Here is a 12,247-nt window from a genome sequence, read left to right as displayed (position 1 = left end):
CCTGATAGCAGTTAAACCAAACCCCCGAGTGTACGGGGGCTGGGCTGGGAGGGCAAGAGGAGAATGCCCGTTTGCTGTGCAAATCAGCATTAACATTGATGCGGTACAGCGCACTGAACCAGCAACAATGTTAGCAGCAAATCAGTACCTTAAGCGGTGAGCTTGGCCTCAGCTTTGCGCAGTTGCAAGCGATTGGCACATGACAGAATGGCCTGAATGGATGCCGTGACAATGTTGTCATGCACACCAAGACCAAAGGTGCTGTGCTGTTGCTCGGTATCATTCAACTCTACAATCGCCAGTGCCTGTGCATTGGCGCCTTGACCAATTGAGCGCTCTTCATAGCTCAGCACGTCAACGGGCAGGCCCAGCGCATTAATCACCGCTGAAATTGGACCATTGCCAGTGCCTTCAAATACATGGTCGCCACCATTATGCTCAATGAATAGCTTGATATGCTGTTTGCCATTTTTGTCGGTCAGTTCATAATTAATGTGCTGGTAGGGACGATGCACCTGCACATAGGCCTGATTGAGCAAGTTCCACAACACCTGTGCCGTTACCTCGCTGCCATGGGTGTCGCTGTAATCCTGTACCACCTGACTAAATTCAATTTGCAGGCGGCGCGGCAACACCACGCCATAATGTGCTTCCAGCAAATAGGCAATGCCACCCTTGCCTGACTGGCTATTGACCCGGATCACGGCATCGTAGCTACGGCCGAGGTCTTTGGGGTCAATCGGCAAATAGGGCATATCCCAGAAGCCATTCGGGTCCTGCTGTTCAAAGCCTTTTTTGATCGCATCCTGATGACTGCCGGAAAACGCTGTAAATACCAGATCACCCGCATAAGGATGGCGTGGATGCACAGGCAGGCCGGTACATTCTTCAATAGTGCTGATAATTTCATTGATATTGGAAAAATCAAGATTTGGACTAATACCTTGCGTGTACATATTCAGGGCTATTGTGGCCACGTCGACATTACCCGTACGCTCGCCATTGCCAAACACACAGCCTTCCACACGGTCAGCCCCTGCCATAATGGCCAGTTCGGCCGCAGCGACGCCACAGCCACGGTCATTGTGCGGGTGCACGCTAATAATCACGCTGTCGCGCATGGCCAGATTGCGGAGCATCCATTCAATCTGGTCGGCATATACATTGGGGGATGCAACTTCCACTGTGGCAGGCAGGTTTAAAATAATCTTGTTATCCGGCGTGGGCTGCCAGACTTCACATACCGCATCACAGACTTCTTTGGCAAAATCCAGTTCGGTTGCGGTAAAGGTTTCCGGGCTGTACTGGAATGTCCATTGGGTTTCCGGTTGCAGTGCTGCCAGTTCCTTCACTTTTTGCGCGGCATTAATGGCCAGTTGCTTATTGCCTTCGCGATCTACTTTCAGCACTTTTTCACGAAAGGTTGGTGAGGTGGCATTATAAATATGCACAATTGCCTGTTTGGCGCCTTTTAACGATTCAAAGGTGCGTTCAATCAAATGATCACGAGCCTGAGTGAGCACTTCAATGGTGACATCATCAGGGATATAATTTTCTTCAATCAGCTTGCGCACAAAATCAAAATCAGTTTGTGAGGCAGAAGGAAAGGCAACTTCAATTTGCTTAAAGCCAATTTTGACCAGCATTAAAAACATTTTTAGTTTTTGATCAGGATTCATGGGTTCAAACAAGGCCTGATTGCCATCACGCAAATCGGTGCTCATCCAGATAGGGGCTTTGTCAATTTGCTGGTTGGGCCACTGGCGGTCTGGCAAGTTCACTTGCTGGTACATGCGGCGATATTTGCTGGCTGGATTGGCTAACATCATCATTCTCCCGGTCAGTACTGGGCTGACTGAATATTAAAATGGATATCAATAGATTTTAAAAAGTGCTAAAACTGCTGGGCTAAAAGTCAGTAGGATTTAAGTTACGATAAAATAAGTGGCTAAAACGCAATACTGATTTTTAACGGGTGTCTGGGCGACACAGGGGGCGAGAAAAAATATTATATGCGCGCAAGGCGCAGCAGTAGCAGGCCAGAATTATTATTAAGTAGGCCAGAAAAATAAGGGGCGAAGAATGCAGCGTTATTGTTCATACCCTGATAATAAGCGTTTTAAGCAGGCTGTCAATAGCCAGTATTTATATTCTTATATGCGGCATTAATGAGCTGTTAGACCTCGGCCCACATCCGGATCAGGTTATGGTACAGGCTGGTGAGCTTGATCACTTCAGGATATAGGTCACCGTGCTGCGCGCGCAGGCTTTGGATGCTTTCATCCAGATTGAACAGCAAGTGGCGCTGGCTGTCATCACGGATCATGCTTTGTACCCAGAAAAACGAGGCGACCCGGCAGCCACGCGTAACTGGCGTGACCTGATGCAGGCTGGTGGACGGATATAAAATCAGGTCGCCAGCAGGCAGCTTGATTTCATGGAAACCATAAGTATCTTCCACGACCAGCTCACCACCGTCATAGTCATCAGGATCGCTTAAAAATAGCGTACAGGACACATCAGTCCGGATATGCTGGTTAGTGCCACGAATCAGGCGAATGGCATTGTCCACATGAAAACCAAACGATTCATTGGCTTCATAGCGGTTAAACAGTGGTGGAATGATCTGGTGAGGCAGTGCAGCCGAAACAAATAGCGGATGATTCCACACCGCAGCAATAACCTGTTCGCTTAAAAAATGGGTGAGGGGAGAATCTTCTGGCAATTGCTGATTTTTCTTGACCGCAGCAGACAATGTTCCGGCAGTAAGCTTGCCATTGGTCCAGTCAGCCTGATCCATGCGCTGGCGAAATTCCTTGACTTGCTCTGCTGTCAGGACATTGGGAATGTGATGAATCAAGACTGCGCCCTCAGATAGCCCTAATAAGAATGACCATGATAAACAGTGATCAACAGGCCTTCATCCTAAATGAAGGGGATAAATAAAAATAGCCTCGCAGCGGAGGCTATTTAGGGATTACATTTCAGCATTATAGCGAAATCCCATAAAATAATTATGGGATTTTAGGCTCATTAATACTTGAAGTTCAGCGACAAGATTGCACTGCGGCCTTCAGCTTCGGTGGCATAGTGCGATGCATAGGCTTTAGTGAAATAGCGCTTGTCTGACAGGTTATTGACATTGAGCTGCAGGTTGACGTTTTTGTTCACGATATATTGTGCCATGGCGTCATAACGGGTGTAGGCCGGCACATATTTGGTGTTGGCTGGATCACCATATACTTTGTCCATGTAGAACATGCCAGCGCCCAGATTCACCTGTGGCAATACCTGATAGGTTGTCCATACAGATGCACTGTTCTTGGCAACGTTTTGTACCTGATTGCCATTATTGAGGCCAGCAACGTATTTTGGTGCAGCAGTAGTACCTATGTTTACTGCGCCACCATCAACCAGTTCGCTCTCCAGATAAGTATAACCGGCGAAGATTGCCCATTGCTCGGTAATATTACCAGTCAGGCCAAGCTCAACACCATCAACGCGGGTTTCACCAATATTCTGGGTATTACCACTGGCATCGGTAGTACGGGTATTGGTTTTTTCAGTACGGAAAATCGCAGCGGTTGCATTGAGTTTATCGTCAAGGAAATTCCACTTGGTGCCAATTTCCATGGTCTGAACTTCTTCAGGCTTCAGGTTCTGGTTGGCAGAGCTAATGTTCTCGGAACCATCGCCAGCATCCACACCCACCGGATTGGCAGAAGTTGCGTAGCTGGCATAAATACTGCCGTTTTCAACAGGCTTAAAAGTTACACCAGCCTGATAGGTGACAAAGTCATCATCACGGCTAACAGGGACTGGAGCAGGTACGCCGCGCTGGGTTGCAGTGCCTTCAGTTTCAAATTTGTCCCAGCGCACGCCAAGATCCAGTAGCCACTGGGGAGTAAGGGTAATATTGTCCAGTAAATACACGCCAGTATTTTCAGTGTTGATATAGGTGGCGCGTTTGTTGGCAATCCGGCTACCGAGCCATGGATCACTGGAGTTTGGATTAGTCAGGCTGGTACACCAGTATTCAGACGAAGCACCCGTTTGACCCAGACAACCCGTTGCAGTACCAAATGGGCCTACAACACCAGCCGAGTTTGCAACTGTATAGCTGCCACGGTCAGATTCCTGCTTGCTGTATTCAACGCCGGTATTAAAGCTGTGCTTAAACATGCCCGTATTAAACTTGCCGGTTAATGCCAACTGGTCATTAAAAGTATCGGTGTCCGTAATACGGGAATTCACGCGACGCCAAACCTGACCATTAACCACGTTGCCTTTACTGTCGTCTGGTTGGGTCCAGAGGTAATCATTTTTGGAGTTTGACCATACCGCGGTATTGGCCAGCGTTAGGTTGTCATTAAAATCGTGTTCTAATTTCAATGTGCCAATCTGGTTTTCCTGCTTCTGGAAATCACGGTCTTTCCAGCCATAGAAAATGCCCTGTTTTACACCCACTGGCTTGCCATTTGGATAGTTATAAGGCACACCGCTATCTGGCATGTCATCCGTTTTTAAATAGTAATAGCTTAAAACAGCACGGTTTTCAGTACCTAAGCCCAGCGCAATCGATGGGGCAATACCAGCACGCTTGTACTCAGCGCCATCAGTTTGGCCAGCTTTTTCATTTTGATGACCCAATACAGCCACACGGCCTGCAATTCCGTTGCCAAAATCCTTGTTGGCATCAAGGGTAATGCGCGCATAGTTGTCTGTACCACCAGATACGGTGCCTTCCAGTGCATCACCCTGATGGGCTACCTTGGACACCAGATTAATGCTACCGCCAGTTGAGCCACCACCACCAATGGTAGAGCTTGAACCTTTGATCACATCAACCTGTTCAACTGCAAACATTTCACGGTTTTGTGAAGTGGCATTGCGTACACCATCCACATAAATGGAGCTTTCAGAGGTAAAGCCGCGAATAAATGGACGGTCGCCATTCGGGTTACCACCTTCACCAGCACCCAGTGTAATGCCGGGCACAGTACGTAGTGCATCACTAAGTGTGGTGGCCTGAGTGTCTTCAAGCACTTTTTTGGGAATAACCACAACCGATTTTGGCGTATCCAGCAGCGGGGCAGTAAATTTGGAAGACTGAACGTTGTCAACTTTATAGGAATCGTTGCCTGAAGAACCCTCAGCAGTTACCTGAATGGTCGGTAATACATCAGTTTCGGCAGCAGTAGCCAGAGCAGGCAGGGCCGCTAGCGATAACATGGAAACAAGCACAGTTTTATTGTGTCTTGCCGTATTTTTCTTGCGACTAACGATATGTGTCATACGTCTATTCCAGAAGAACCCAAAGAAGTACTTGGTTACAAATTGTTGGCTATTGTAATGATAATTATTATTATTAGCAATATTTCTTAAGTATGTTTTTTCATGAATTATGATGAAATTAACACATTTCCTTCACGAAGCTGCCGATAAAAATTTACCGATTCTGTATCGACCAGAATGTCATTAAGATGAAGCTGGCGTGAAAAAGACAAGCCTTCCAGTGTGCGACAGCGGCTTAGTGCTACATAGGTCTGGCCAGTTTCAAAAGCACCTTTGCCCAGTTCCAGATGCACCTTGTCAATGGTGCGGCCCTGACTTTTATGAACCGTCATTGCCCAGGCCAGCACTAGGGGAAACTGGATGTAGCTGCCCACTTCAATACGCTCGATTTCCTGTTTGGCCGGGTTCCACTGATAATGATATTCCAGCCATTCCACCCGTTCGACGGCTACTTTTTCACCCGTACTTTGCAGGCTTACAATAATTTCATCATCATGCAAGGCAGTCATCTGGCCAACCGTTCCGTTAAGCCAGCGCCGCTGTGGGTCATTCTGGGTAAACATCACCTGTGCGCCAACTTTAAGTCGCAAATGTAGGGGAGAGGGCAGGCGGTCTTCCTTGAATTCACCTTCAAGCTTACCGCTATAACACACTTCAGATGCATCAATCCGGGCCAGTTCAGCCTGATTCTTGTGTTCAACCTCAGCGTTTCTGGGCGAGAGCCATACTGCACCCTGCGGCGGTGTTTTGGTAATCAGGCAGCGCTGGTTTAACTGTTCAATGCTATCAGCAAGATCCTGGCCTTCACGGATATTGCAGAGCAGTTGCACAAAATCCTGCTGGGTTTGCCGATAGGTGTGGGTAAGTTCAATCGCACAGTAATCGGTGGTTTTCAGGCTGCGGGCATTATAAAACTTGGGGCTGCCATACACCTGTTCAAACAGGTCACGGGTTTTTTCACTAATTACCGGGGGTAACTGGAACAGGTCGCCCACCATCACCACAGTCAGGCCACCAAAGGGTTTGTCAATACCGCGATTAAGGCGCAAATAGGCACTTATACCATCCAGCAGGTTGGCAGTAACCATGGAAATTTCATCAATAATCAGCAACTTGGCTTTCTTGATTTCACGTTTTTTACCTGGCTTGATGTCCTGCTTGACAATCCAGGCGGGTGGCAACTGAAACATGGAATGCAGGGTACGGCCACCGACATTAATGGCTGCCATGGCAGTAGGCGCGCCGAGCAGAACTTCGCCCCGGTATTCACGGCATAACCATTTAATAAAGGTACTTTTGCCGGTGCCTGCACCACCAGTTAAAAAGATGACTGGAAATTGCTGCTCAACTAGCTGCTTAACAAACAGGTATTCCGGCAGTATCTCAATGGCCCTGACAGTGCGAAGGCTGCCCTGATGCTGCGCCATCTGTGTCATGGTTTTTAGCGCATACTGAAGTTCAGCACTTTGCACTGATGGGCCACTTAACTGTTTCTGCGATGATTCAATATCATGGTCAATGAGCTGCAACTGAACCGATTTTTTAAGATGAAAAAATACATTGTTCAGGGCAAATGGTGCCGCAGTATCACTGGACGGATCATCAGGCTTCATAGAGACTTATCAGCGATTGATTACAGAGAAAATAGTAGCTCTGCCACAGCAGACAGATACCATAAATAGTTTGATGGAAAGATTTTATGCAAACCCAGTGCATGCTTGTACTTTAATGGAGTTTGATCTCCTGCACATAAAGTATTCGTTTATTCGCAGTTGTAACAAATTATGAAGAGAATTTACAGCTTGAATATTCAGACCTGCGTTAAACAGCAAAACTACCTTCACAGTTTCTCCCCAAGCCAGTATTAAATTAAAGTTATGGCGATGATTCGCGCCACTAGCAATGAGTGTTCAATCAGACCATGAAAAACACAGTAACCCTAAAAACCCTGATGCTGATTGGCTTGAGCATGGTTTCAATCCATTCCTTTGCTTACCCCAGCCATGATGACCATAACAACCACGCCTATGAACATGCTAAAGATCATCATGCAGTAGATTATCGTCCGGTTAAGGTGGTTCAGGTCAGCCACGATTTACATCGTGACCAGTATAATCGCAAGGAATTTACACCGCATACCCACTGGAAAACCGGCTATGTTTTGCCAAACCAGTACCGCGCAAAAGGGTATCAGGTTTATCGCTATAAGGGCGCTGGCCTGCAAGCACCGGGTAGAAACCAGCAATGGTTTAAGATTAAAGGCGATTATGTACTGGTTAATGTGGTCAATCATCACATTATCCGGATCATCAGTGGCCGCTAAATAAAGCCAGACGTCAACACAAAACAGCAGGGCAGGAGCATCACGCCATGAAAATTATCAATAAGGACATAACAGCAATAAAAACGGGCAGCATGCAAAACAGGATGCTGGGTCTGGGTATGCTGGTTGCTTCACTCATGCTGGCCAGTGCATCGGCCAGCGCGTGGAGCGATAATCACGCCCAGCGTTATGAGCACCGCCATGATTATCGTCATGAACAGCGTGTACAGCATGAACGTGAATTACATCGGCAGCATGTTAAGCAGCAGTTAAAACAACAGGCACGCTATCGCGCAGCACAGCGTCATGCTGCTTATCATCAGTGGCGACGAGGCGAGTATTTGCCGGTAGCGTATCATTCACCGCGTTATGTGGTGCATGACTGGCGTGCCTATCGCCTGAGTGCGCCGCCACGCGGCCATGAATGGCTGCGGATTAATGGCCGATTTGTTCAGGTTTCTGTAGGGAACCATCGTGTTTCCCGTATCTGGTAATTATAAACTTTCACAACGCCATGCACACAACAAAAAAGCCTACATCATGTAGGCTTTTTTGCTTAACACCAGTTTTTAATGACTGGATGTATTGCAATCCAGTCATTAGCTCCATGCAGGCTTAGGCATAGGTGGTGAAATATTCAGGGCTAAATTGCATCAGCAGCGCGCCACCAGCCTGAATCTTGGCAATGCGGGAATCCAGTTCTGGCAACATGCGCGCCACAAAGTACTTGGCCAGATTCAGCTTGCTCTCATAGAACTCACCGGATTTCTGGCTGGCTGCAGCACTGATTTTGGCAAACATATACGCATAGCTCACCAGACCAAAGGCATGCAGGTAATCCACAGAAGCGGCATTGATTTCATCAGGATTGCCCTGAGCATTTTCAATGACCAGTTTGGTGACCTGCTCCAGCTTATCGGCAGAATTCAGGGTTGCTTGCTTGATGAAGTCCAGATCGGCAGACAGGGTATTGGCAAACTCGCGGATTTCTGCCAGATAGGTGGCAACAAATGCACCGCCGTTTTTCACCACCTTACGACCCATCAGATCCTGTGCCTGTACGCCATTGGTGCCTTCATAAATCTGGGCAATCCGCAGGTCGCGCACGCACTGTTCCATACCCCATTCACGGATATAGCCATGACCACCAAACACCATCTGGGCATCCAGTGTGGCATTTAGGGCAACATCCGTCAGGTAGGCTTTGGCCACCGGAGTCAGCAGGGCAACCCGGTCATTGGCTTTCTTAACCGTGTCCTGATCTTCACAGAACTTGGTCATATCCAGTTGCTGGCCTACATAGACTGCAAAGGCGCGTGAGGCTTCATTGGTGGCACGCACGTTAAGCAGCATACGACGTACATCCGGATGCACCAGAATACTGTCAGCGACTTTTTCAGGCTGCTTGGCACCGGTTGCACTACGGCCTTGCAGGCGGTCAGTGGCATATTGGGCAGCATTTTGATAGGCATATTCAGACGCACCAATGCCCTGAATCCCCATGGACAGGCGCTCGTAATTCATCATCACGAACATGGCGGCCAGACCTTCGTTTTCCTTACCAACCAGATAGCCTTTGGCACCATCAAAGTTCATCACGCAGGTTGCAGAGGCCTTGATACCCATTTTGTGCTCAATAGAGCCGGGGCCAACCGGATTACGCTCGCCCACGCTGCCATCTTCGTTAACCAGGAATTTTGGTACGATAAACAGTGAAATCCCGCGTGAACCAGCAGGCGCCTCCGGGGTTTTGGCCAGTACCAGATGAATGATATTTTCGCACAGGTCATTATCACCACCGGTAATAAAGATCTTGGTGCCAGTAATGCTGTAAGAACCATCATCGTTGGCAACGGCTTTGGTTTTGATAATACCGAGATCAGTACCGGCATGTGGTTCGGTCAGACACATGGTGCCGCCCCATTCGCCACTGTAGATTTTTGGCAGATAGGTTTGTTTTTGTTCTTCAGAAGCATAGCTGTTTAAGGCCATACCTGCGCCAATGGATAACAGCGGATAAAGCTGGAATGAGGGATTGGTGGAAAACAGCATTTCATCCGTCAGTACAGTCAGCATTTTTGGCATGCCCTGACCACCCCATTGCTCATCGGCACCCAGACCAATCCAGCCGCCATCGGCAAATTGACGGAATGCATCCTTGAAGCCTGCTGGCGTATACACCTGACCATTTTCAATGCGCGCGCCCTCTTCATCACCACTGCGGTTCAGCGGCAGGGTCACGTTCTGGGCAAACTTGGCCATTTCTTCCAAAATGGCATCAACAGTGGCGCTGTCAATATGAGACAGACCAGCATTGCTTTGCCAGAATTGTTCAGCATTGAACACGTCATTTAAAATAAAGCGCATGTCTGCAAGAGGGGCATTATAAATTGGCATTATTCACCTACAGGAACAAGTTAAGAGAGATTAGAACAGCAATCAACAAGGGGCTGAAAAACAGCAACCAGATAAAATTTGCAGCATTATAAGCTAAAATCGTGCCCGAAACGTAGGGCGATGCTGGCAGATGGATAGGTGCATTACTATCCATCTAAAATACACTCCACAAACAAAACAAAAAGCTGGCATGGCGCCAGCTTCTGTTTACAACAGCTTAGAATGCAAAATGTTCTGCATCTAGTGCCATCAAGGACTCTACACCAGTAGCAATCACTTCCACGTGCGAGCGGGTACGTGGCAACAGTTTCTTGAAGTAGAAACGGGCAGTCGTGATCTTGGCATTGTAGAAGTCGGTTTCGGTGGTGTCACCGGCCAGTTTCTCCTGAGCAACCAGCGCCATGCGGGCCCACAGGTAAGCAAAGGTCACATAACCAGAGAAGTACAGGTAGTCAACCGCAGCAGCGCCCACTTCATCCGGGTTCTGCATGGCTTTCATACCAATCTGCATGGTCAGGTCACCCCATTCCTTGTTCAGTGCAGTCAGCGGCTCAATGAACTCTGCCATGGCAGCATTGTCCTTGTTTGCTTCACAGAACTTGTGAATGATTTTGGTGAAGTCTTTGAGCAGGGCACCCTGAGTTTGCAGCACTTTACGGCCGAGCAAATCCAGCGCCTGAATTTCAGTGGTGCCTTCGTATAAACAGGCAATGCGGGTATCACGCACGATCTGTTCCATACCCCATTCAGAGATAAAGCCATGGCCACCATACACCTGTACACCATGATTGGCTGCTTCATAACCGGTTTCAGTCAGGAAGGCTTTAGCAATCGGGGTTAACAGGGACAGGATGTTATCAGCGTATTTTTTCTCTTCTTCGTTGTCACCCGCTTCAACGATATCAGCAAACTGGGATAACAGGTAAACCAGCGCACGGCCACCTTCAGCAAATGCTTTCTGGGTCAGCAGCATGTTGCGTACAGCAGGGTGAACGATAATCGGGTCAGCTTCTTTTTCTGGCATTTTAGGGCCAGTGAGTGAACGCATGGCCAGACGGTCACGTGCATAAGTCAAAGCCCCCTGGAACGAGCCTTCAGCAGCTGCCAGACCCTGAATCGCCGTACCAATACGCGCTACATTCATAAAGGTGAACATGCAGTTTAGACCGCGGTTTTCTGGCCCAATCAGGAAGCCCTTGGCGCTGTCAAAGTTCATCACGCAAGTGGCGTTACCATGAATACCCATTTTGTGTTCAATCGAACCACAGCGAACCTTGTTGCGCTCGCCGATGCTGCCGTCTTCGTTCACATTGAACTTGGGCACGATAAACAGGGAAATCCCCTTGGTGCCTTTTGGTGCACCAGGCAGGCGTGCTAGTACGATATGAACAATATTTTCCGCCATATCGTGTTCACCGGCAGAAATAAAGATTTTCTGGCCAGTAATCGCATAGCTTCCATCTTCGTTTGGCTCGGCTTTGGTACGGATAATACCTAGGTCAGAACCGGCATGGGCTTCAGTCAGACACATTGTGCCAGTCCATTCGCCGGTAACCAGCTTGCTGAGGTAAACCTGTTTTTGCTGCTCATTGCCATGATGTTCAAGGGTACGGATCGCACCATGAGACAGGCCAGGATACATGCCCCATGACCAGTTAGCTGTACCAACTAGCTCAGAAATGGCATTGCCAATAGAACCTGGCAGGCCCTGGCCGCCATGTTCAGCAGATACCGCCAGTGACGGATAGCCCAGCTCGATATATTTCTGGTAGGCTTCTTTAAAGCCTTTTGGCGTGGTAACTACGCCGTCTTCGTAATGACAACCTTCCTGATCACCGGAATGGTTGATTGGGGATAATTCGTTTTCGCAAAAATCAGCAGCAGCTTCAATAATGCCATCGATCAGTTCGCGATTTGTACCAGCATAGGCAGAGATTTTGTCATAATGCTGTTCGGCATTGAGCAACTCGTGCATTACAAACTGAATGTCACGTAACGGTGCTTTGTACTGTGGCATATTTTATTTCCTCGAAACGGCAAAAAATTGCACTAAATAAATCACATCAATGGTGGCACGAAAGCGCAATCTGTATTGATGGACCGCATTATTCCCAATAGAGATTGAGCCAATTTAAACGAATGCAAGTTTGGTTCAGTCAGGGGCGGCCTACCACCATATTTTATGACTGAATAGTCAAGCATGGTAAAAAATCGCCGCATTATAAATGATTT

At 48.0% G+C, this 12,247-nt stretch carries 8 protein-coding genes; 2 read left to right on the top strand and 6 right to left on the bottom strand.

The window, feature by feature from the left end; all coding sequences use genetic code 11:
* Nucleotides 1–149 precede the first annotated feature (149 nt).
* From leuA to E2B99_RS11585, 4 genes are all read right to left on the bottom strand, one after another.
* Nucleotides 150–1,829, bottom strand: a complete 1,680-nt coding sequence (leuA, locus tag E2B99_RS11600) for a 2-isopropylmalate synthase (RefSeq protein ID WP_134245090.1) — start codon at nucleotides 1,827–1,829, stop codon at nucleotides 150–152.
* Between the two features lie 347 nt (nucleotides 1,830–2,176).
* Nucleotides 2,177–2,860, bottom strand: a complete 684-nt coding sequence (locus tag E2B99_RS11595) for a Fe2+-dependent dioxygenase (protein ID WP_134245089.1) — start codon at nucleotides 2,858–2,860, stop codon at nucleotides 2,177–2,179.
* A 173-nt stretch (nucleotides 2,861–3,033) separates the two neighbouring features.
* Nucleotides 3,034–5,295, bottom strand: coding sequence for a TonB-dependent receptor (locus E2B99_RS11590; protein WP_134245088.1), 2,262 nt, complete (start codon nucleotides 5,293–5,295; stop codon nucleotides 3,034–3,036).
* Nucleotides 5,296–5,402: 107 nt separating this feature from the next.
* Nucleotides 5,403–6,908 carry an ATP-dependent DNA helicase gene (locus E2B99_RS11585; protein ID WP_134245087.1) on the bottom strand — a complete coding sequence of 502 codons (1,506 nt, stop codon included), beginning with the start codon at nucleotides 6,906–6,908 and terminating at the stop codon, nucleotides 5,403–5,405.
* A 308-nt stretch (nucleotides 6,909–7,216) separates the two neighbouring features.
* Here E2B99_RS11585 and E2B99_RS11580 point away from each other — a divergent pair, with 308 nt between their 5' ends.
* Complete coding sequence (locus E2B99_RS11580; protein ID WP_134245086.1) at nucleotides 7,217–7,618, top strand: RcnB family protein; 402 nt, start codon at nucleotides 7,217–7,219, stop codon at nucleotides 7,616–7,618.
* A gap of 47 nt (nucleotides 7,619–7,665) precedes the next feature.
* On the top strand, nucleotides 7,666–8,112 hold the full coding sequence (locus E2B99_RS11575; protein ID WP_134245085.1) for an RcnB family protein: 447 nt from the start codon (nucleotides 7,666–7,668) through the stop codon (nucleotides 8,110–8,112).
* 121 nt (nucleotides 8,113–8,233) lie between these two features.
* On the opposite strand, the gene E2B99_RS11570 is transcribed toward E2B99_RS11575, so the two are convergent.
* The gene (locus tag E2B99_RS11570) at nucleotides 8,234–10,015 is read right to left on the bottom strand and encodes an acyl-CoA dehydrogenase C-terminal domain-containing protein (RefSeq protein WP_134245084.1); all 1,782 of its coding nucleotides are present in this window, start codon (nucleotides 10,013–10,015) and stop codon (nucleotides 8,234–8,236) included.
* Nucleotides 10,016–10,232: 217 nt separating this feature from the next.
* A complete protein-coding gene (locus E2B99_RS11565) occupies nucleotides 10,233–12,032 on the bottom strand; it encodes an acyl-CoA dehydrogenase C-terminal domain-containing protein (protein ID WP_134245083.1) in 1,800 nt (599 codons plus the stop codon).
* Between the last annotated feature and the right edge of the window lie 215 nt (nucleotides 12,033–12,247).

Source organism: Alkanindiges illinoisensis (assembly GCF_004377485.1).
GTDB lineage: Bacteria > Pseudomonadota > Gammaproteobacteria > Pseudomonadales > Moraxellaceae > Alkanindiges > Alkanindiges illinoisensis_A.
This window is presented reverse-complemented; position numbering and strand designations above follow the sequence as displayed.